Consider the following 21109-nt stretch of genomic DNA (forward strand, 5'->3'; position numbering starts at 1 on the left):
CGTCCGGTCACGGGTGCGCGCGACGCCCCGCGAGTGCGCCGAGGGCCCGCAGCGCGGGGGAACGGCCCGCCCGGGGAACCGTCCACAGCACCTGGCCGCGGACACCCCAGCCGGCGAGCAGCGCGCCTGCCGCCAGGAAGCCGGTGGTGGCGGCGCGCTCCATGAGCGCGACCGGAAGGTCGCAGCGGATCGCGTCGCCGGCCAGCGTCACCCGTGGGTGGGGGGTCCGCACGGTGGGGCGCCGGTGGTGGGAGCCGACGGGGAAGAGCGGGCAGTCCGAGCGCCACTCGTGCCGGGCGTCGACGATGCGCGCCTCGCGGGTCTCCGGGTACACCTCGTGGAGACGATCGACGAGCGTGCTGCGCACATTCTCCGGTTCGGCGTCGGCAGCGAGGGCGTAGGCGTGCAGCTCCACCACCGAGCCCCGGTTCCGGGCGGCCCAGCGCGCCGCCTCGTCCTCGTAGCGTTCCAGGACGCTGATGTTGTCCAGACCGCCGTATCCGCTGGTGCCGAGGAAGCCGGGGCGGTCGGCGCGGACCGGCCGGTCGAGCCAGAGCCGGGAGACGAGGAACGGCGGTGCCGTACGCAGGGCGGCGACGTCGTCGCGCCAGGGGGCGGTCCCCAGGCCGGGTGACGCCGCGACGAGCCGGCGCAGAGCGCCGGGGTCGAGGGCGAGCACCACTGCTTCGTGGGGGTGCACGGCGGTGTCGGTCTGCACCTTCACTCCCCCGGTCTCGTGGGGTTGGACGCCGTGCACGGGTGTGCCGGTGCGAAGGGTGGCCCCGAGGCGCTGGAGATAGTCGCCCAGCGGCTCCCAGAGTGCCTGCGGGAAGGGGGCGTTCGGCACGTCGAAGAGCAGTCCCTCCGCCGAGCCGAGGAAGTAGATGTGGAACATCAGCAGCAGTTCCGCGGCGGACAGTTCGCGCGGATCGGCGAAGAAACTGCGCGAGAACACCTCGAACGCGAGGTGGTGCGCCGCCTCGGGGAAGCGGACGCCCTCCAGGAACGTCGTCGCACTGGTGCCGTCGAAGCGTTCGTAGACGTCGGGCACCCGGACGTCGAGGAGGGGCAGCGCCGCCCGTGCGTCCATGGCGGCGAGGTCCCGCCAGCCGAAGGCGGGGCTCAGGGCGACGAATCCTAGTGCGCTGAACGGCGGGGTTCTCGGAACCCGGGCGAAACTGTCGCTCAGGCCGCCGCTGTGCCGCAGGGGGTAGTCGGGCAGTGGGGTGAGCCGTGCGAGATCGGGGTCGGTCCGCCGGAGCAGACCGCGCAGGTTGTAGTACTGGCGGAAGAAGGCGTGGAAGCCGCGGCTCATGGTCACCGCGGAGCCGTCGGCCAGGCGGGTCCGGTGTCCGGCGAGTCGGCCGCCGAGTGCTTCCTCCCGTTCGTAGAGAGTGACACGGGCGCCGCGCTCGGTCAGCAGAACAGCTGCGGCGAGACCGGCGATTCCGCCCCCGACCACGGCGACCGACGGCGCGTCCTCCCGCTCGAACCGGCCCCGGCCGGGTGCGGGCATCAGCACCTCGGCCTTGCGGTCACGGCCCCGCCGGGCGCCACCGTGCGAGCGGGCGCTCACCGGGTCTGCTCCCCTGGGGTGGGGGAACCGTTGCGCGCGAGGAAGGTGTGCACGATGCCGGTCTGCCAGCCGGCGACGGGCGCGGCGCGCACGCCTGTGAAGCCGGCCCGTGCCAGACGGTCGGCGAAGGCGGGCGCGGTGTCGAAGGCGAGGACGCTGTGCCACAGGTGGCGGTACAGGGCGCGGTCGCGGGTGAGCGTGCCCACCGGGACGATCACGCCCCGGCACACGGCCGTCCACAGGGCGCGGTGCGCCGGTGAGCCGCTGAGGCTGTACTCATGGACGGCGAGGCGCCCGCCCGGTCGCAGCAGAGTCCGGACCGCGGTGAGGACCCGGTCCGGGTCGGTGACGTTGCGGAACAGGTAGGCGGCGAACACCGCGTCGAGCGGGCCTTCCCCGGCCTTCGCCATTTCTTCGGCGGTCAGGTGCAGGAAGCGCACGCGAGCGGGCCAGGGCTTGGCCCGTGCGCGCCGCAGCATGCCCGAAGAGGCGTCGACGGCCGTGATCCGGGCCCGGGGCGCGGCCCGCAGCAGGGCCCGGGTGGACGTACCGGTGCCGCAACCGAGGTCGAGGACGTGCAGTCCCGCTCCGCCGTCCGGCAGCCGGAGCCGCCGGGCCGAGCGGAGCAGATCGGTGCGGTAGCCGGGGTTGAGGGTCGTGAGGCGGTCGTAGGTGTGCGACGCGTGGTCGAAGGCGCGTGCCAGGTCGTGGTCGCGCAGCAGGGTCATCGGTGGCTCTCTTCGGATCGTGGGGCGGGGCGGGCGCGGCGCGGCAGGAAGGGCAGTTCGACGGCGGTTCGGAGCATCGGGCCGACCGGGGTCCGCAGTCCGATGCCCCACTCCTCCAGGGGTGAGGTGGCACCGTCGAGGAAGCGCAGCAGTCGTTCCGGGGACGTACGGCGGAACAGGGTGGTGAAGAAGTCGGGGCCGTCGATCCGTCCGGTGTCCAGGGCCCGCAGCAGGACCGCGTCCATGGCCAGCGCACGGCGTCCATGAGGTGCGGGCACTGCTGCCGTGCGCCCGTCACGCAGGGCCTCGGCGATGGCCCTGCTCTGCCGCTGCACCGCGGCGAAGGTGTAGCCCGTGGCGGGGCGGGTGGCGCCGCCCGCCGCCCCGATACGGAAGACGGCGGATCCGACGCGCCGGGGGAAGCGCGCGTCGGTCATGGGGATCGCTCCCTGCTCCGCCGCGTCCACCGTGAACGCGCCGAGCTTCAGGATCTCGCGGCCGTAGTGGCCGAGCGCCGCCTCGTACTCCGCGGTGGACAGCGGCGCCCGGGAGAACTCGGTGTACTCGACGAGCGCCTGGTCCGGCGCCAGCGGGAGGACGTAGCCGAAGGCGAGGCCGTGGCGCGGTTGCGGCAACCGGAAATCCATCAGGTCGGCGACCTCGGGATCGAACCGGTTGTCGTCGGTGCGTACGAACCAACCGCGGAAGTGCTGCAGCAGGTGCGTCCGGGCCGGTGGCAGAGTGCGCAACGGGCGGGAGTCGAACACATGGCGGGCGCGCAGCGTCAGTGTCCGTCCGTCGGGTGCCGTGCACCGGACTTCCGCCCCGTCGGACGCCTCGTGCACCGTGTCCGCCGTCGCGCGCAGCAGGTGCACACCGGGAGAGCGAGCCAGTCGGGAGTGCACCCAACGCTCGAACGGTGCGGACCGCAGCATGCGATAGCGCAGTGGGGCCGGGTCGACGGTGACCTCGCTGCCGTCGGCACCGCGGACGCGCAGCCGAGACCAGGAAGCGGTGATCACTTCGTCGAAGTCGCCGGTGCCCCGGTCCCAGTAGCACCAGGTCCGCTCGGGCGGGCGCGTCGGTCCGTCCGGCGGTTCGACGACGGTCACGGTGGTGGTGCCGGCCCCGGTCAGCCGGTACGCGAGACTGAGGCCGGCCGCGCCGCCGCCGACGATGAGCACATCGGATGTGCCGGCAGGAAGTACGGGGTGCCGACTCACCGGGCCCGCCGTTCGACGACGGCGGTGCCGTCCGACGTCGTGCGCAGGAGCTCGGCCTCTGTCCCCAGCGCTTCCGCGACGGCTACGGCGACCTGGCGCGGGTCCCCTCCCGCAGGCAGCGGCGGCGCATCACCTGCCACGGGTCGGTCGGCGAAACCGGTGTCCAGGTGCCCCGGCCGGATGTCCAGCACCTTGATGCCTGCGCCCCGTGCCTCGCGGCGTACGGCGTCGAGCCAGGCACTCAGCGCGGCCTTGGAGGCGCTGTAGTCGGCCATTCCCGCCTGTGGGCGCTCCACAACGGCTCCGGTGACGGCGGCGAGCACCGAACCGGGTCGCATGACGCCGAGCGCGGCCCGGCAGAACGCGACGGGTGCAAGGAAGTTGACCGCCATCAGGTACTCCGCGACCTCGTCACCGACCTCGTACGCCCGGCCGAAGGCCACCGAGCCGAACGCCGTCACCACGGCGTCCAGGTTGCCGAGGGCAGCCGAGGCATCCAGCACGGCGCGGGCGCAGGAATCGGCGTCGTAGGCGTCGAACAGAATGGTCGGAGCACCGGGGTACGCCTGGGCGACGCGGACCAGCCGGGCCGGGTCGCGTCCGGCGAGGGCCGGACGTGCGCCTCGGCCGGCCAGTTCGGCGGTGATCGCACCACCGAGAACACCGGTGGCCCCGACCACCAGAACACGCGCACCGCTGACGTCCATGTTCACCCCGAGCACCAGGTCGACGAGTCTCTTCCGGTCGGCATCTCTTCAGGGCTCCGACTGCCCACGGACGCGGTCGCTGTCGGCCGGTGCGGCATCAACCGGGCGCCGAGTCGGCCAGTACCTCGCGGGCGGCTCGCGTACCCGACGCCAGGGCCCCCTGGACCGAGCCGGTCGCGCGGTGGTCACCGCACACGTACCTCCCCGGTCCGAAGCGGGTCGTGAGGCTGAGCGGCCAGGGCGGGGGCATCGCGGGCAGCGCCCCCTCGACGGTGTACGCGGTGATCTGCTGCCAGCCGCTCGTGTCGGTGCCGTACAGATCGGCCAGGCGCCGCAGCACGACGTCGCTCCTGCCGGGCTCGTCCGTGCCCAGCACGGAGCTGGAGACCAGCGCGGTCCCGGGCGGTGCGTAGGTGGCTGCGACTTCGGTCAGTACACAGGTGTTCAGGACTGTTCCGGTGCTGTCCACCATCAGCGTCGGTTCCGGCATCGGCGTGCTGTCGACCGCGTGGTAGTACGTGGTGACCGTACGTCCGCCCGGTACGGGCAGGCCCGGCAGCAGCCGGGCCGCCGTGACGGCGTCGGTCGCGACCACGACGGTCGCGGCCGGCACCTCGCTGCCGTCCGCCAGCAGCACTCCCGAAGCGGTGACCTCGGCAACCGGCGTCTCCAGCCGTAGGACGTTGTCGGGCAGACCGTCGGCCAGTTGCGCGGGTACCGCGCCGATGCCGTCTGCGGGCAGGCAAAGGGTGCCCCGGACCATGCTCCGCCAGACCAGGTGGAAGAAGCGGGCGGAGGTCTCCAAACCGTCCTCCAGGAACACGCCGGACAGGAACGGCCGCAGAATGTGGTTCACCGCCGCGTCCGACAGCCCCGCGCGGGACAGGGCGGCCGAGGTGGTGCGGTCCGGACGTCTTTTGAGCAGGGCCACGGGCAGCAGAGCGTCCCGCGCGGTGAGCGCCGCCGACGCGGCCAGGTCGCGAGCCGTGAGGGCCCGCCCGGGCAGCAGGGTCCCCGCCGTGCTCGGCCTCCGGGTCGGATCGGCGAGGCGAACCGGCCCGGTCGGGGTGTGTGCCACGAATCCGGGGGTGAACGGCCGCAGCCGAAGACTCCGAAGGTCCAGGCGCCGCTTCACCTGAGGATAGGAGGTGTTGAACACCTGGAAGCCGCGATCCAGGAGGAAGCCGTCCCGCCGGTCTGTTCGCATTCGGCCGCCCGGCCCGTCGGAAGCCTCCAGCAGGACCACGCGGCGTCCGACACGGCACAGGTCCGATGCGCAGGCGAGACCGGCGAGACCGGCACCGACCACGACGGTGTCCGGTGTTCCGCGGCGACGGTCGCTCATGGTTCTCCTCTGTCGATGCCGACACCGGTCGGGCGGGGGTCTGGACTCGTCCTCCGGCTCTCTCGCGTGCGCCAGTACCCGGAGCACGGCTTCGTGGAGCAGCACGCAGGTGCAGCAACACGCAGGTGCCTCACGCAGTCCGCCACGCACCGGTTGCCGGTCCCGGCGAAGGGAATGGTGCATCCAGCGGATCACGTCGCGTCGGCGGATGCCAGGCGCCACCACGGCCGAGTGCGCCAACGACAGCGGTACGTCACTCCGACACCACCGCCGCGACGAGCGACCCGAGGGGCAGGGCGGCACCGGACACGCGTACCGGAAGTACCCGTCAAGGCGTGCCGCCGGCTTCGACGATCATCTCGACGACGGCGTCGAGACCGCCTTCGGCGAAGGCCTGGCGCTGCCTGTCCGCGCCTGTGCCCTGTTGCAGCAGACGGTGGACGAGTGAGGTCACCTCGCGAGTGTCACCGGCCGCGTCCAGCGCGGGACCCACGTGGTCCAGCAGCCCGTACACCACGTCGCCCGCGCGCCGCCGCCGGCCGGTCGGGTCGATCAGGTCTCCGTTCAGCCCATGACGTGCTGCTTGCCACATCGCCGCCTGCATCATCTCCGGAGCGGGCTCCGCCGGCGGACGGCCCGACTCCACTTCGCGCAGCGCGGTGTCGGCCAGCGCCCGTGTCAGACCGGCGAGCATGACCGCGTCCTCCGTGCGCAGCTGCACGTCCAGGCAACGGACCTCGACTGTGGGATAGCTCTCGGACAGCCGGATCTGCCAGTACAACTGACCGGTGTCGTTGATCACCCCGGTCGACAGCAGTCGACGCACTCGTGCGTCGTAGTCCGCCGCGTCGGCGAAGCGCGGCGGGATGCCGCTGACCGGCCATCGGTCGAAGACGACGGTGCGCCAGCTGGCGAAGCCGGTGTCCTGCCCCTCCCACAGTGGTGAGTTCGCCGCCATGGCGGTCAGGGACGGCAACCACACCCGGATCCGGTTCAAGACCTCCGTCCCCGCCCCTCGGCTGGGGACGCCCACGTGCACATGCATGCCGTTGACCATCTGCTCCGCCACCAGCTGCGGAGCCTGCCGCTGCATCGCTTTGTAACGGGTCTGGTCGGTGATCGGCACCGGTGTGTCCTCGCGGAAGGGCGGCGTGCCGCTGGCCATGACCCGGGAGCCGCTCTTCTCCGCCGCACCGGCCACGGCATGCCGCAGCCGCAGGAGGTGGCCACCGACCTCCTCCAGCGTGGCGCATACGGGCGTCGCCACCTCGATCTGCGCCTGCGAGATTTCCAACTGGATCTCTTCCCCGGCGACGAAGGGCTGCAGCCCTGCGGCGGCCCTGACCCTTTCCGCGTGCGGAGCCAGCCGACCGGTGATCGGGTCGACCAGCAGGTACTCCTCTTCGATGCCGACGGTCGCCATCGCCGATCCTTCCGTTCCCACCACCGACCGCTTCGGCAGGGGAGGCCCATGCTGCAGCCCCCGTCCACCTCGTCCGACGACGCCCCGCTCCACCGGGGGATGCCCGTACCAAGTGCCACGAAAGCCGCACGTCAAACACGACTGTGCCGCCCTGCCGCTCCGGACGGCTCGCCTCCCGGGCGTCACCGGGGCAGAACCATCGGCGACGCCCCCTCCACGAGGCGACAGGTCGCCGCTTCAAGCTCGAGGCATAGTTGAAGCTGAGGGGTGGAGACCGGTGAACGTGACAGGAGAGCCCGTGTGACCGCACCACGGATCGATTACCGGGCGCTGTTCGCCGCAACGCCCAGCCCCTACCTGGTATTGGATCCCGGTCTGATGGTCGCCGACGTCAACGAGGCATATCTTCGGGTCACAGGCCGGACCCGCGAGGAGATGACCGGTCGGTACCTCTTCGAGGTTCACCCCGACAATCCGGCGGATCCGGACGCCGAAGGGGTGCGCAGTCTGAACGCTTCCCTGCAGCGGGTCCTGCGGTCGGGAGAACCGGACACGATGGCGGTGCGGAAGTACGACGTCCCGGTGCCCGGACAACCCGGAGTGTTCCAGGAGAAGTGGTGGTCGTCCGTCAACACACCCCTCCTCGGACCTGACGGGCAGGTGGAATGGCTCCTCCACCGGGTGGAGGACATGACCGAGTTCGTACTGACCCATCCCCTCCGCTCGAGACCGGAGGATCCGGAGAGTGAGCACAAGGCACTGGAGTCCGAACTGTACGCACGGGCGCAGGAACTCCAGCGCCTCAACGAGGAGCTCCGCAACGCACACGCCCGGGAACGTCACATCGCCCTCACCCTGCAAGAGGCCATGTTGCACTCCCCGGACCTGGCCGCTCACCGGGAGATCGCCGTGCGTTACATGCCCGCCGCTCGCTCGCTCAACGTCTGCGGCGACTGGTACGACGTGGTGGATCTGTCCGACGACACGTACACCGTGGCGGTCGGCGACGTGGTCGGCCACGGCCTGGAGGCCGCCGCCGTCATGGGCATGCTCCGGAGCGCACTGTCCGCAGCCGTGCGTGCCATCCACGAACCCGGCGCAGCCATGGACGTCCTGAGCCGGTACGCCCGCACCTTCGAGGGCGCACTGGCGACAACCGCGGTCAAGGCCGTCATCGACACCCGCCAACAGCACATCACCTACACCAGCGCCGGCCACCCCCCGCCCGTCCTCTCCCGTACGGACGGCACGATCGTCCTGCTCGACCAGGCCACCGAACCACCGTTGGGGATCCCGGTCGGCCAGAACCCGCGCGCCCAGGCCACGGTTCCCTACACCCCGGGCGACACCCTCGTCCTCTACACCGACGGACTCACCGAACGTCGCGGCGAGGACATCGACGCCGGGCTGCACCGCCTCACCGACGCCCTCGCCCGCCACGCCCATCTGAGCCCTGACCGGCTGGCCGACGCCCTGCTCACCCGTCTCGGCGTAGCCCACGGCGGATGCGACGACGTCGCCTTGATCGTCATCCGCCTGTAGACGGACCTCCGACCGGTACGTGCCGTCCAGTGCTCGGGACGGCTCAGGTCATGCCCCGAAGAGGGTCGCGACAGCCCGGTCACCCGACCGGGGGCAGCGCCCGCCGCCGCGAGTTCTGTGTCCACAGCGCTGACCCGCGCTGCCGAGCCGCACGCACCCTTTCGTACTTTCGCTGCGAACCCGGTACTGCGGGTCCTCGGACGAGGCACCCACCGTTCGCCCCGCGGCGTTCGATCAGCCCGTCGGTGTGCAGCAGGACGGCGGCAGCGGAGGTAAGGGCCCGATCGCGAACGCCGCGGTCGTCTCCGATGAAACGGGTGTCACCCTCCGGGCTGATCGACAGGAGCGGCAGGTGTCCCGCGGCGAAGCAGCACCCCTTTCGCCTGTCCCTCGGGTCGGTTGGGTCCGCAGTAGAGACAGGAAACCGTCGAGCCGGGGGAAGGGCGTGCACGGTCATGTCCAGTCGCTCGAGGAGCGCGCCCAGGGGCTTCTGACGGTCACAGGCGATACCGCGCAGCACCGTGGGCGGGACACAAGCCCGGCTTGGTGCCGTTCGTTCCACAACGAGCCTGTCTCAGCCACGACTTCAGCAGCCAACTCGACCGGCGGCCCGGTGATCCTGCGGTCGCCGAGGATCGCTGCACGCTTCGTGCTCCCCACCGCACAGCCGTGCTCGACGATCACGAGTCGTCGGTTGACGTTCATCTCCGAAGACCTGCTTGCCCTCCCTGCGGGAGAGGACCGGTCCGCCGCGACGCAGCAGGCTCAGGTGCTCGGACGAGGCGGCCGACGACTTCACCCATGAGGGGTATGTGCCGCTTCAGCGCCACCGACACGGGAACACCCCTGTGAGTCGCCGCCACTTCACGGCATGACGGCACGATCCCGTCCCAGGAACCCGTGCCGGCTGTGGGATCGTTCCTTGCCTTGGCATGAGCGTTGCGAGCCTCAGCAAGAAGGGCCAGATGAGCAATCGCTTCGTCGGCGTTCCGGAACTGACCGGCGTTCCACGTGTTGCAGTCGTCGACGTGATGCGCGCCTTCACCGTGGCCGCTCGGGCCTTCTCGCGTGGCACCGAGAGAGTCGTCCTGGCCGCGCCGGAGGATGAGGCACTGGCCTTGGAGGAAAGACCTCCGGGTTGGCCGGCACTGAAGGACGGCGCTCCGGAAGCAGGCTTCGACGCGGTGAACTCACCTGCTCCGATCAGGTCGTTCGATCTGACGGGTCGCACGGTGGTGCAGAAGACGGCGGGAGCGGTCGGCGCGCCGACCGCCGCGAGCGCACCGCAGGTCCTCTTCGCGGTGGCGGCTCGTCAGGAAGACTCTCCGGCAGTGCCGCGTCCCGTTGCGGTGTCCGACGAATCACCCGATGTTCGCTGGCTTGATGCGTCGGTGGAGAACATCCGGGCCGGCCGGGTCCTCGGACCGGTGGGTCCCGGCCCCGGGGCGAGCAGCGACGGAGCCCCAGCCGGCTGATCCGTCACCGGAGTCCACAGGAGCACGGTCAGGCTGCGCCTCCCGGCGGGCGCTCGACTGCGTGGTCCACATCCTGACCAGCGCACCCCTGACTGCCACGGGCCCGGTGAGCGCGGCGAGGTACCCCCCTGCCGCATCCCGGTGGGCGCGTGAGTCGGCCGACCAGTGGTGATCTTGTCGGCCGATCGATCACAGGCCTTCACCCCATTCGTTTCATTTCACCCCATTGGCCTCATTGCTCTACGTTGGATGTGAGGCAGCTCGCCGAGTCCCGCACTGATCGAGGTGACGGTCATGTCAGTCAGCACACAGCACAGCACCGCTGCCACACCGGACGAGCAGGAGAAGACAACCCGGCAAGGCCGCAGGGGCACCGACGTCCCCGCGGAGAACCGCGGCAGCACCACCATCGCGGACACCGTCGTGGCGAAGATCGCGAGCATGGCCGCCCGGGAGGTGCCCGAGGTCTACAACCTCGGCGCGGGTATGGCCCGGGCATTCGGAGCGGTGCGTGAACGCGTGCCCGGCGGGAGCAGCAGCAGCACCCAGGGCGTGAAGGTGGAGGTCGGTGAGCGCCAGGCCGCCGTGGACCTGGACCTCGTCGTCCATTACGGCGCAGCCATCGCAGACACCGCCGCAGACGTGCGTACCAACGTCATCACCGCGATTGAACGCATGACCGGTCTGGAGGTCGTGGAAGTCAACATCGCCGTCGACGACGTACGGCTGCCGGACGAGGAGGAGGCACCCGAGCAAAGCGGCAGGCGCGTTGCGTGACGCGGCCCGCGGAAGGGAGGGACGCAGAGGCCGTGTCGCCGCTCGTTCGCGCGCCGGGGACCAGATCAGGTCGAGCACACGGTCACGACTGCGGCCACCACCGCGACCACCGCCGCCACCGGCACCATCACCACGCGAATCCGGTCGAGCCAGGACGCCGTCCGGCACCATCGGCATGAGGAATCGATTTTGCTCGGCACCGGGGTGTGCGTGTCGTGCGCGGTGCGGTCAGGGACCGCCACGAGGAGTTGCCGGCACCACGGGCAGTCGGTGTCAGAGCTGTTCAGCCAGGGGGCAGCCAGGGGCGGGGGGACGGGTTCCGGGCGTCTGTGCCGGTCACCTCTCATGTCGCTCCGTCATCACGGATTCCGCTGAGCCCCGGATCCGTTCCCGGATTCCGACGAGTGGTCCAAGGTCCGCCGAGTCCATGAACGTCACCCCGGCCAGGTCGACGATGAGGCGTCGGCGGCCTGCCTCAAGGCGGTGGACCCCGTAGTCCCCGATGCGCGGCACCGTGGGGACGTCGAGCTCGCCGTGGATCTCCACGACGGTCCAGTCGTCCTCTTCACGGCGGCTGATGTGGAATTCGGGCTGCATGGCTCACCTAACGGCCATGCCCTGGGGAGAGGTTTCGGGCGGTGTCTGCCGCACGCGCGTTCTGCACAGGTGCGAACGACTGGCCACGGCGTCACCGTATGGGTCATGCCGGTGGGGAGTCGGCGCGGAGCTGCGACGGCGCGTGCTCCCCGTCATCCGGAACCGCTCAGAGCGCACGGTTCCGGATGACGGGGTACCCAGGTGTGGGACGGCTTGGGGAATGGTGATCGCCGTGGACGCACCTCGGACACCTGCCCGGACGACGAGGGAGAGGTCATGAGCACGCCCGATGAGGCTCTGGGGCCGGGCTTCCCGCACGCGGTCCTGCAGGCCCTGGGCACCGGCGTCTTCACCGTCGACACCTCGGGGCACATCACGTTCGTCAACCCGTGGACCGAGCGGCTGCTGGACCGGCCTGCGGCCCAGATGACCGGCCAGGACGCGCACGATCTGCTGCACCGCCGTCCCGACGGCGGCCCGGTGCCGCGCGAGCAGTGCTCGATCATGGCCCTTCTGGGCAGTGACCAATCCGCCGAGGAGGGCAGCGAGGAGTACTTCCTGCGGGGCGACGGCACGACCGTGCCGATCATCTGGGCGGCCACTCCCTTGGTGCTGGCGGGCCGCCGGGCCGGGCTGGTGGTCGTCTTCAAGGACTTCAGCCTGCATCGCGCCGCGGAGGAACAGGCGGCGGCGCACACCGCGGCTCTGGAGGCCCTGACCACCCGGCTGAACCTGGTGGCGGACGTCTCGTCGGTGTTGATGTCCACCATGGCGGCTTCCAACCGGATCGCCCAGTTGCTGCGGTTGCTGGTTCCCGCGTTCGGTGACTGGGCCGCGGTGGATCTGCGCTCCGAGCGGGACAGAGCCACCGGGGCGCTGGAGCGGGTCGCCGTGCGCAGTCACACCCATCCTCGGCGGGCGCGGCGATTGGAGGGTCCCCTGCCGCCCCTGCCGTCCGGGTCCCGTACGGCAGGGGCACGTGCCACGGGCGGTGACGATCCCGTGCTGCTGAGCGCCGCCGAGTTGCTCGGCGACCCGGACGCCCCGCTCGCCGCCACCCACCGACCGCTGTTCGACCGGCTCGGGGGCCACTCGGCTCTCGTGGTGCCACTCCGTGCCCGGCGGCGCCACTACGGAATGCTGACCGTGGCCCGCGCCGGGGACTCCCCCGACCTCACGGACAACGAGATCCTGCTGCTCACCGACATCGGGCGGCGCCTGGCCCTGGTGCTGGACAACGCCCGCCTCTACCACGAGCAGCGGAACGTCGCCGAGACCATGCAGCGCCAACTGCTCGCCCCGCTCCCCCAGGTCGACCACCTGCGCATGGCCGCCCGTTATCTGCCGGCGCAGCGCGCCATGGAGGTCGGCGGCGACTGGTACGACGCCCTCCTGCTCTCCGACGGCGTCGTGGCGCTGGTGATCGGGGACGTGGTCGGCCACGACCTCGAGGCGGCCTCCCACATGGCCGAGGTCCGCAACATGCTGCGCGCCCTGGCCTGGAGCCACCAGGAGCCGCCCAGCGTGGTCGTGCAGAACCTGGACGAGGCAGTGACGAACACCAGCGACGCGCCCATGGCCACGCTCGTCTTCGCCCGTGTCGAAGGCCCGGAGGGCGGCCCCTGGCAACTGCACTGGGCCAACGCGGGGCATCCACCTCCGCTGCTGGTCACCGATGAGGGAGACACTCGCTTCCTGACCAGCCACGGACCGCTGATCGGCATGAGCGCCGCCCTGCACCTGGGGCTGAAGTGGCCGGACGCGTATGCGGCTCTTCCCCCGGGCTCCACACTGCTGCTCTACACCGACGGCCTCGTGGAGAGCAGGGGCCGCCCGATCGATCTCGGCATGGCCAAGCTCCGCCACCACGCCTCCATGCTGACCGGGCGCACCGTGGACGGCTTCTGCGACGAGCTGCTGGCCCGCATCGACCCGAGCGGCGACGACGTCGCCCTGCTCGCCCTGCGGCTGCCTCCGGCCGGTGCGGGCGCGCCCGGCGACAGCCGACCGTCACCGCCGCCGCAGTCCCCGTACAGCCCCGCCGCCCCGAACCGGGCCGCCCCCGGATCCGTCCAGCTGGACGCCTCGGTGGAGGACCCCACGCGCGGCGCCCGGGAGGAGTTCCCGGACGACTTCCCCCACGGAATGAGGGGGTCGACGCCGACGGCGGGGAGAGGAACGAAGCGAAGGGAACCGGAATGGCCGAGCAGTTCGACGTCGGAGACCATGTGCGGTGGAACTCGGAAGCAGGGCACGTGGAAGGCGTCATCGTCAAGAAACACACGCACGACGTGGAGTACAAGGGGCATACGCGCCATTGCTCGGAAGACGAACCGCAATACGAGATCAAGAGCGACAAAACCGGCCACGTCGCCATGCACAAGGGGGGAGCCCTGACGAAGCGGTAGGGAGTGGTGTTCGCGCCTTCGAGGCGCACTGCAGTCAGCGGAACGATCGGAGAATTGTGCGATCCGGGTGAGATTTCGAGATGACGAACCGCATCCATACGGTCGGGCACTCGACACGCGACTTCGACGAAGTGCTGAAGATGCTGCGTGACAGCGGCGTCACCTGCTTGGTCGATGTTCGCTCGTACCCGTCCTCGAGGAAGTACCCGCAGTGGAATCAGGCGGCGATCGTCGACGCTCTGCCGTCCGACATCGCGTACCGCTGGATCGCCGGGCTCGGCGGCCGACGGCACACACCCAAGGGCGTACCGAGCGAGAACGGTGCATGGCAAGTGAAAGCATTCCGTGATTACGCCGACCACATGGCCGGTGATGAATTCGCGGAAGGCCTGAGCGAACTGCTCGAGCTGGCTGAACACGAACGGCCGGCCATCATGTGCAGCGAGGCGGTGCCGTGGCGGTGCCACCGCAGGCTGGTCTCCGACGCGCTGATCGTCGCCGGCGTGGAGGTGGTGCACATCCTGTCGGGCACGGCGTCGAGGCCGGCCGTCCTGAACGAGCACGCGCGGGTCCGTGACGGGCACCTGGTCTACCCCCCGACGGACTGAGGCCGCCATGAGCTTCGTCGACGACGTCCGGGAGGCGGTCCTTGCCATCCCGGTCGGCTCCGTCGCCTCCTACGGGGACATCGGCAGGAGCATCGGGGTCGGCCCACGGCAGGTGGGGCGCGCCATGAGCCTGCTCGACGAGAATGTGCCGTGGTGGCGCGTCGTCCACGCGGACGGGACACCCGCCTCCTGCCATGACGGGGCGGCACCGGAACTGCTCGGCGACGAGGGCACGCCGATGCGGGGGAGGCGCGTGGACATGCGGCGGGCACGGTACCGCCGGCCCGCGTGACGCCTTCATGCGCGTACCCGGCAGGTCCCGGGCCGCCGTCCCGCGCCGCGTCCCGCCCGGCCGCTGTCCGTCGTCAGCGCGTCCGCGGTGGCGCAGGGGCCGTGAGGGCGGCGAGCAGGCGGTCCGCCGGGAGCGCCGGTACCGTCCGGCCGTTGAAGCCGGTGGTCGTCGTCGCGGCGAGCAGGGAGTTGAGCACCGCCTCCTCGACCCCGTCGAGGACCGCTTCGAACAGCGGCCCCAGTTCGGCGTCCGCCACCGGGGCGCCGGTGCCGGATCGCGTACCGAACGCCACGGCGTAGTCGCCACTGCCATGGCTGTAGGCCGCGCCCGTACGGGCCAGGGCGAACACCGCGCGTCGTGCGACACGGGTGAACTGCCGGGCGTCGAGGGGGCGTCGGTGGCCACCACGATCATGCAGGAGCCGGTCTCCTCGGCCGGCGTCGGGCCGTCGGCGTCGATGCCCGTGGACCGCGGGGTGACGATGCGGTCGAGCACCCGCAGGGTGCCGCCGAAGTTCGCCTGCACCAGGACGCCCGCCGTGCAGTGCCGGTCTTCCAGGACCACAGTGCGTGAGGAGGTTCCGATGCCGGCTTTGAAACCCAGCGCGACCGTGCCGGTTCCCGCGCCGACACAGCCCTCGGCCACCGGCCCGCCGGACGCTTCGTCGAGGGCGGCCCGGACGTGCTCCTCGTGGACGGGCCGGGCGCGGATGTCGGACAGGAGGCCGTCGTTGCACTCCCCCACGACGGGATTGAGGCTCTGCACCTCTTCGCATCCGGGCCGCCGCAGCATCCAGCCGACGAGGGCGTCGGCGACGCGGAAGGCCGACAGGGTGGAGGTGAGCAGCACCGGGGTCTCCAGCGTGCCGAGTTCGGTGAGCTGGGTCGTACCGATGAGTTTGCCGTAGCCGTTGCCGGTGAACACCCCCGCCGGCAGCGGTGTGCGGGGGCCGACGGTGTCGGGGACGACGGCGGTGACTCCGCTGTGCACGTCGGGCTGTCGGCGGACGGTGGTGTGACCGACGCGGACGCCCGGCACATCGGTGATCGCGTTGAAGGGCCCGGTGGCGGCGCGTCCGATGACGATGCCGAGGTCACGGGCCCGGTGCCGGGCGCCGCATGCGGGCTGTGACTGAGCCGTTGGTTCCATACGGCCGGACGCTACGCGTCCCGCCCGCCGAGGGGTACGCGGGAAGCCGCGGCGGAGAGCGGGGCGGCGATGTCCTCCAGGGAGCGGCGTTCCGCGTTCACCGCGAGGAAGACGGCCACGATGCCCGCCGCGCACATCAGGCCGGCGCCGATCTGGAAGGCGAGGACCGCGTCGCCGACCTTGCCGCTGCTCGTGAGGCCGGCGAAGATCAGGGGGCCGGTGATGCCTCCGGCGGCGGTGCCGATGGCGTAGAAGAAGGCGATGGCCATCGCACGGGTCTCCATCGGGAAGACCTCGGAGACCGTGAGGTAGGCGCTGGAGGCGCCGGCCGAGGCGAAGAACAGGACCGCGCACCAGCAGGCCGTGAGGCTGGTCGCGCTGAGCGAGCCCTGGTCGAACAGCCGGGCCGTGCCGAACAGCAGCAGGCCGGAGAGCAGATACGTCCCGGAGATCATGATGCGGCGGCCGAGGGTGTCGAACAGTTTGCCGAGCAGCAGCGGGCCCAGGAAGTTGCCGACGGCGATGACGGCGAAGTAGTAGCCGGTGCTGCCGGACGGGACGTCGAAGAACCGGGTGAGGATCGCGCCGTAGCCGAAGGTGATGGCGTTGTAGAGGAACGCCTGGCCGATGAAGAGGGAGAAGCCGAGGGCCGACCGCTTGCGGTACTCGGCGAAGACCGTTCGGGCGATCTCGGTGAAGGTGGTCCGCCTGCGCTGACGGATGGTCATCCCGTCCCCCGCGCGGGGCAGCGGCTTGCCGGTCTCGGCCTCGACTCGTTGCTCGATGCCGCGCACGAGCCGCTCGGCCTCCGCGTCACGGCCGTGGATCAGCAGCCAGCGGGGGCTTTCGGGGACGTGACGGCGTACGAGGAGGATCACCAGGGCGAGGACGGCGCCCAGGGCGAAGGTCAGCCGCCAGCCGACGTTCGCCGGGAAGACCGACGTGTCCAGCGCCACGATCGACAGCAGCGCGCCGCCGACGGCACCCAGCCAGTAGCTGCCGTTGATCACCAGGTTGACGCGTCCGCGGTAGTGCGCCGGGATCAGCTCGTCGATCGCGGAGTTGATGGCCGCGTACTCGCCGCCGATACCGAAACCGGTGAGGAAGCGGAAGAGGAAGAACCACCAGGTGTCGAAGGCGAGCGAGGTCAGGGCGGTGGCGCCGAGATAGACCGCGAGGGTGATCAGGAAGAGTTTCTTGCGGCCGTGGATGTCGGTCAGACGGCCCCAGAACAGAGCGCCCGAGCAGGCACCGGCCACATAGAGGGCGGCGGCGACACCGGTGACCTCACCGGAGGTGATGGGCAGGCCGCTGCCGGCCTCCGACAGGCGGCCGGCGATGTTGCCGACGATCGTGACTTCCATGCCGTCGAGGATCCAGACCGTGCCCAGGCCGATGACGACGCTCCAGTGCCAGCGCGACCACGGGAGGCGGTCCAGGCGCGCCGGGACGTCGGTGGTGATCGTGCGTCCGGCGGTCTCGGGATGGGCGATGGTCATGGGCGTCTCCTCAGTGAAGCGAATCAGCCTCCGCCGAATACCCGGGAAGGGTTGTGGCATGCTCCGGCGCCCGTGACAGCGTGCAGTTCCCCGGGCCGGCCCGGGGGCCGCCCCGGTGGTGTGGGGGGTCTCCCTCACTGTGCCGTGTCCCCGTGGGAGGAGACGCCTGCGGCTCGCTGCCACCACAGCGAAGGCAGCCACCCAGCCGGTGCGGGGCAGCCGCCCCCGCAGCACCACCGTGGCGATGGCCAGAGCGAGCGGGAGCTCCGGCACGAACAGCGGCTGAACGGTCGTCAACGGCCCCGTCACAAGCGCTACGGCTCGGCAGACCGCCGTGGTGATCACGGCGACGATGCCGGCGAGCCGGACGGGGCGCCGCAGCAGGTCGAGCATCAATCCGACCCTCAGCTTGTCGGACCGGGGTACGCTCAGGGCCGCCTTGCGCTGGAGAACGGTCGCGAGCGCGTTGCTGCACGCGGCGCCCAGCGCGAACAGGACCGACAGCAGGATGTCCACGGTGTGGGTCCTCCGGGATGACGAAACGGCCACCCCAGGACCTGCCATGGCGCCCCGCGTTCCCGTTCGGCGCGAACACGCAGTGGGCGTGTCACAGCCCGCATGGTGGCGACCGCGTCTCGGTAGTCGGTCCGGGCCACGGCGGGTACCGGCGGCAGGGCGGGCACGGGTGATGCGCTCAGGCCCCCGACGGCACGGGCCGCCGGAGGAGGTAGACCACCGCGGTCACGACCAGGAGGGCCATGCACGCGATGAACACCAGCCCCGCGTCCTCCAAGCCGATGAGACCGTCCAGTACGCCCACGCCGATCACCGGCACCGAGATGCCCGCATAGGCCACCACGAACAGCATGGAGATCACCCCCGCCCGCTCGCCCGCCGGAGACACCTCGGCCAGCGCGGACAGCGCCCCGCGGAACGCCAGCCCCTGGCCGGCACCGCCGACGAGCGCGCTCAGCACCACCGGCGCGAGCAGGTTCCAGTGCAGCGCGCCTGCGAGCAGCGCCAGCCCGGCGAGAAGGCCGGCACAGCCCCATGGCAGTGAGCGCGTCGCACCGACCCGGCCGACGGCCAGTTGCCCGGCGGTCGAGGCGAAGAACGCCAGCGCGACGACCAGACCGCTCAGGGCACGGTTCTGCACGTCCAGGAACTGTGTGAGGAACGCCGGGCTGATCGCCGTGAACACCCCGAACAGCGCGAAGCCCACGAACGAGGCGATCGCCGCCGGCCCGAACACCGCCCGCACCTGCGGGGGCAGGCCGGGCCGTCGCGGCCGTACGGCGCTCAGGGACTGCCGCTCCCGTACGGTCTCCGGAAGCCGCAGCAGGACGACGACCGAGCCGGCCACCAGGGCCAGGTGCACGGCGAACGGCAGGTACAGCGGCCTGGCCGCATACTGCGACAGGACTCCCGCGAGCAGCGGTCCGCATCCCAGCCCGCCCATGTTGGCGGCGGTCGCGACGAAGGTGGCGCAAGAGGCGCCGCCGGGCGGTGCCAGTTCCATCACGAACGCCGTGGCGGCCCCGGTGAACAGCCCGGCGGACAGTCCTGACAGCAGCCGCCCCGCGTACAGCCATCCCAGGTCGGCAGCGCTGAGGAAGCAGATGGCGCTCAGGGCGGCGAATCCGAGACCGCACAACAGCACCGGGCGCCTGCCCACCGCGTCCGAGATGTTCCCCGCCAGCAGCAGGACACCGATGACGCCGAAAGCGTACACGGCGTACACGACGGTGACGGTCAGCTCGGAGAACCCGAACTTCGCCCGGTAGAGACCGTACAGGGGGGTCGGCAGCGTGGTACCGACCATGCACACGGCGAACACCACGCCGCTGAGCACACACGCGCGCCACCCTGCGCGATCACCGGCCATGCCGACGACGGTATCCCCGTGTGCGCCGCGGCCCCGCCCGGCGCACCGACTGCCGGGAGAACCGGGAAGGGCTCGTCCCGGCTCGGTCCCCCTCGCGCTGACCCGAAGGCTTCCTGGTCCCGGGAAGTTCCCCTGGTCCCGTACGGCGCACACAGAGCGGTCCACCTTTTCCCCCTCACAGCGTTCGTCATTGAGGGAGGACGTCGGCATTGAGGGAGGACGTCGGCCCGTCGACGGAACGTCACTCAACGGCGCGGTCACGGGACATGATCCCTGCCCAAGACACCCGAACACCGTCCTCCGATGCCATGAGCCCGCCGGTGGAGAACGCTTTCACCGGATCGGCAGGGGACCGAGGACCCCACCCCACAGCCCGCCGCCGCCATCCGACCCCGACCGCCGCGTGCTCGTGGTGGAGGCCGGGCCCCTGCCGCGCGGCGCGGCCGGTTTCGGCCCGGCGCTGCTGGACGCGCGCCTGGTTCCGGGCGCGCAGCCGAACCACCCTGCCACCCGCGCACACCCGGTGCGCCTCACTCCGGAGCGGCCGTGGCTGGTCCCCCGCGGACGCGTCCTCGGCGGCTCGTCCACCGTCAACGGCGGTTACTTCGTGCGGGTCCGGCGCGAGGACTTCGACCGGCTGGGCCGCCGCGGGAAATCCCGCGTGGTCCTACGAGAGGGTGCTGCCCTTCCTGCGCGCACTGGAGAACGACCTCGACCACGGTGCCGGGCCCGTGCACGGCGACGGCGGCCCGATGCGTGTCCGGCGCGGTCGCCTGGACCACCCGGCCGCCGCGTTCCGCGACGCGGCCCACGCCCTCGGTTTCCCCGATGCCCCCGACAAGAACGACCAAGCGCCACCCGGCTTCGGGCCGGTGCCCGCCAACGTGGTCGACGGGGTGCGTCACAACGCCGGGCTCAGTTATCTGCCGCCCGAAGTGCTCGATCGCCCCAACCTCACCGCCCTGGGCGGCACCGCGGTCCACCGGGTGGTGATCGAGAACGGCCGCGCCACCGGCGTCGTCGTCGAGCACGACGGTCGTCGTTCCGTCCTCGACGCCGGCGCGGTGGTGCTCTGCACCGGCGCCCTGGCCGCCCCTCACCTTCTGCACCTGCCCGGCATCGGGCCGCGCGCCGACCTCGAACACGTCGGCATCCCCCTGGTCCGGGACGCCCCCGCTGTGGGCTCCGGCTTCAGCGACCACCCGCAGGTGGTTCTGGAGTGGACTCCTCGCGAGGCTTGGGACGGGCCGTCCGGCTCGTGGCTCGGTGGGTGCCTGCACCTCACCTCGTCGGGCGGCGGGCCCGTGACACCGGGCGGCGGGGGCGGTCCCGGCGATCTGGAGGTCCTGCAGTCACTGGTGCCCATGTCCCGGCTGACCGGGGGCGCAGGAGTGGCCGGTGGCTCCCTGTCGTTCCTCGTGTCCGCCCTGGCCCCCGTCGCACCGGTCGGCTGCGCCTCCGCTCGGCCGACCCCGCCGCTCCGTTGCGCATCGACCACGGCTACCTCGGCGGCGCCGACGACCGCCGCCTCCGGGAGGGCGTGCGCGTCACCGCGGCCCTCCTCGAAAGTCCGCCCTTCGCCGACGTCACCCGGGGCTGGTCGATCCCGGCCGCGAGGTCCTGGACGACGACCGGACCCTCGACCAGTGGATCCGCGAGCACCTCGGCACCGCCCAGCACACCTGCGGCACTGTCGCGATGGGTCCCGCCGACGATCCCGAGCACGCCGTCGTGGACCGGTTCGGACGCGTCCACGGCGTAAGGGGGTTGCGTGTCGCGGACACCCCGATCCTGCCGGACGCGCCCCACCGGGGGCCCGCCGCCACCGCCGTCCTCATCGGTGAGGTCGTCGCCGACGCCATGCGGCGCTGACGG

At 71.4% G+C, this 21109-nt stretch carries 15 protein-coding genes and 4 pseudogenes; 9 read left to right on the forward strand and 10 right to left on the reverse strand.

Translation table 11 applies throughout. From position 1 onward, the window contains the following. Window positions 1-7: 7 nt before the first annotated feature. The 6 genes from AB0I73_RS11800 to AB0I73_RS11825 form a co-directional block, all read right to left on the reverse strand. On the reverse strand, window positions 8-1516 hold the full coding sequence (locus AB0I73_RS11800; RefSeq protein WP_363036404.1) for an FAD-dependent oxidoreductase: 1509 nt from the start codon (window positions 1514-1516) through the stop codon (window positions 8-10). Window positions 1517-1572: 56 nt separating this feature from the next. Continuing rightward, on the reverse strand, window positions 1573-2304 hold the full coding sequence (locus tag AB0I73_RS11805; RefSeq protein ID WP_363036252.1) for a methyltransferase domain-containing protein: 732 nt from the start codon (window positions 2302-2304) through the stop codon (window positions 1573-1575). Then, the gene (locus AB0I73_RS11810) at window positions 2301-3488 is read right to left on the reverse strand and encodes a lycopene cyclase family protein (protein WP_363036254.1); all 1188 of its coding nucleotides are present in this window, start codon (window positions 3486-3488) and stop codon (window positions 2301-2303) included. Before AB0I73_RS11810 ends, AB0I73_RS11805 begins: the two co-directional genes overlap by 4 nt. 35 nt (window positions 3489-3523) lie before the next feature. After that, a complete protein-coding gene (locus AB0I73_RS11815) occupies window positions 3524-4249 on the reverse strand; it encodes an SDR family oxidoreductase (RefSeq protein ID WP_363036256.1) in 726 nt (241 codons plus the stop codon). Between the two features lie 82 nt (window positions 4250-4331). Then, complete coding sequence (locus tag AB0I73_RS11820; protein ID WP_363036258.1) at window positions 4332-5579, reverse strand: NAD(P)/FAD-dependent oxidoreductase; 1248 nt, start codon at window positions 5577-5579, stop codon at window positions 4332-4334. Window positions 5580-5907: 328 nt separating this feature from the next. Further along, complete coding sequence (locus tag AB0I73_RS11825; RefSeq protein ID WP_363036260.1) at window positions 5908-7002, reverse strand: glutamate--cysteine ligase; 1095 nt, start codon at window positions 7000-7002, stop codon at window positions 5908-5910. 300 nt (window positions 7003-7302) lie between these two features. Between AB0I73_RS11825 and AB0I73_RS11830 the strand changes: the two genes are divergently transcribed. The 3 genes and pseudogenes from AB0I73_RS11830 (at window position 7303) to AB0I73_RS11840 (ending at window position 10796) form a co-directional block, all read left to right on the forward strand. Beyond that, a complete protein-coding gene (locus AB0I73_RS11830; RefSeq protein ID WP_363036262.1) occupies window positions 7303-8544 on the forward strand; it encodes a SpoIIE family protein phosphatase in 1242 nt (413 codons plus the stop codon). Window positions 8545-9509: 965 nt separating this feature from the next. Next, window positions 9510-9839, forward strand: a pseudogene (locus tag AB0I73_RS11835) (2-phosphosulfolactate phosphatase); the annotation flags it as partial. 474 nt (window positions 9840-10313) lie between these two features. Then, the gene (locus AB0I73_RS11840) at window positions 10314-10796 is read left to right on the forward strand and encodes an Asp23/Gls24 family envelope stress response protein (RefSeq protein ID WP_363036264.1); all 483 of its coding nucleotides are present in this window, start codon (window positions 10314-10316) and stop codon (window positions 10794-10796) included. Window positions 10797-11132: 336 nt separating this feature from the next. Here the strand turns inward: AB0I73_RS11840 and AB0I73_RS11845 are convergent, their stop codons facing one another. Next, complete coding sequence (locus AB0I73_RS11845) at window positions 11133-11393, reverse strand: STAS domain-containing protein (RefSeq protein WP_363036266.1); 261 nt, start codon at window positions 11391-11393, stop codon at window positions 11133-11135. Window positions 11394-11669: 276 nt separating this feature from the next. Between AB0I73_RS11845 and AB0I73_RS11850 the strand changes: the two are divergent. The 4 genes and pseudogenes from AB0I73_RS11850 to AB0I73_RS11865 all read left to right on the forward strand — a co-directional run. Continuing rightward, window positions 11670-13499, forward strand: a pseudogene (locus AB0I73_RS11850) (SpoIIE family protein phosphatase); the annotation flags it as partial. A gap of 92 nt (window positions 13500-13591) precedes the next feature. Next, window positions 13592-13801, forward strand: a complete 210-nt coding sequence (locus tag AB0I73_RS11855) for a DUF2945 domain-containing protein (RefSeq protein WP_363036268.1) — start codon at window positions 13592-13594, stop codon at window positions 13799-13801. Between the two features lie 80 nt (window positions 13802-13881). Further along, a complete protein-coding gene (locus tag AB0I73_RS11860) occupies window positions 13882-14409 on the forward strand; it encodes a DUF488 domain-containing protein (RefSeq protein WP_363036270.1) in 528 nt (175 codons plus the stop codon). Between the two features lie 7 nt (window positions 14410-14416). After that, complete coding sequence (locus AB0I73_RS11865; RefSeq protein ID WP_363036272.1) at window positions 14417-14701, forward strand: MGMT family protein; 285 nt, start codon at window positions 14417-14419, stop codon at window positions 14699-14701. 73 nt (window positions 14702-14774) lie between these two features. Here AB0I73_RS11865 and AB0I73_RS11870 read toward each other — a convergent pair. The 3 genes and pseudogenes from AB0I73_RS11870 to AB0I73_RS11880 form a co-directional block, all read right to left on the reverse strand. Next, a pseudogene (locus tag AB0I73_RS11870) lies at window positions 14775-15850 on the reverse strand (P1 family peptidase). An 11-nt stretch (window positions 15851-15861) separates the two neighbouring features. After that, entirely contained in the window at window positions 15862-17349 is a 1488-nt protein-coding gene (locus AB0I73_RS11875) for an MFS transporter (RefSeq protein ID WP_363036406.1), read from the reverse strand. A gap of 694 nt (window positions 17350-18043) precedes the next feature. Further along, the gene (locus AB0I73_RS11880) at window positions 18044-19234 is read right to left on the reverse strand and encodes an MFS transporter (protein WP_363036274.1); all 1191 of its coding nucleotides are present in this window, start codon (window positions 19232-19234) and stop codon (window positions 18044-18046) included. 308 nt (window positions 19235-19542) lie between these two features. On the opposite strand from AB0I73_RS11880, the pseudogene AB0I73_RS11885 reads away from it, so the two are divergent. Further along, window positions 19543-20379: pseudogene (locus tag AB0I73_RS11885) on the forward strand (GMC family oxidoreductase N-terminal domain-containing protein); the annotation flags it as partial. A gap of 253 nt (window positions 20380-20632) precedes the next feature. Continuing rightward, the gene (locus AB0I73_RS11890; RefSeq protein WP_363036276.1) at window positions 20633-21106 is read left to right on the forward strand and encodes a GMC oxidoreductase; all 474 of its coding nucleotides are present in this window, start codon (window positions 20633-20635) and stop codon (window positions 21104-21106) included. Window positions 21107-21109: the final 3 nt, after the last annotated feature.

This window comes from Streptomyces sp. NPDC050388 (assembly GCF_040655635.1).
Lineage (GTDB): Bacteria > Actinomycetota > Actinomycetes > Streptomycetales > Streptomycetaceae > Streptomyces.

Coding starts and splice junctions, on each gene's coding strand:
- AB0I73_RS11800 (WP_363036404.1), bottom strand. CDS start 1,516: ATGCCCGCACCCGGCCGGGGCCGGTTCGAGCGGGAGGACGCGCCGTCG.
- AB0I73_RS11805 (WP_363036252.1), bottom strand. CDS start 2,304: ATGACCCTGCTGCGCGACCACGACCTGGCACGCGCCTTCGACCACGCG.
- AB0I73_RS11820 (WP_363036258.1), bottom strand. CDS start 5,579: ATGAGCGACCGTCGCCGCGGAACACCGGACACCGTCGTGGTCGGTGCC.
- AB0I73_RS11825 (WP_363036260.1), bottom strand. CDS start 7,002: ATGGCGACCGTCGGCATCGAAGAGGAGTACCTGCTGGTCGACCCGATC.
- AB0I73_RS11840 (WP_363036264.1), top strand. CDS start 10,314: ATGTCAGTCAGCACACAGCACAGCACCGCTGCCACACCGGACGAGCAG.
- AB0I73_RS11845 (WP_363036266.1), bottom strand. CDS start 11,393: ATGCAGCCCGAATTCCACATCAGCCGCCGTGAAGAGGACGACTGGACC.
- AB0I73_RS11855 (WP_363036268.1), top strand. CDS start 13,592: ATGGCCGAGCAGTTCGACGTCGGAGACCATGTGCGGTGGAACTCGGAA.
- AB0I73_RS11860 (WP_363036270.1), top strand. CDS start 13,882: ATGACGAACCGCATCCATACGGTCGGGCACTCGACACGCGACTTCGAC.
- AB0I73_RS11865 (WP_363036272.1), top strand. CDS start 14,417: ATGAGCTTCGTCGACGACGTCCGGGAGGCGGTCCTTGCCATCCCGGTC.
- AB0I73_RS11875 (WP_363036406.1), bottom strand. CDS start 17,349: ATGACCATCGCCCATCCCGAGACCGCCGGACGCACGATCACCACCGAC.
- AB0I73_RS11880 (WP_363036274.1), bottom strand. CDS start 19,234: ATGGCCGGTGATCGCGCAGGGTGGCGCGCGTGTGTGCTCAGCGGCGTG.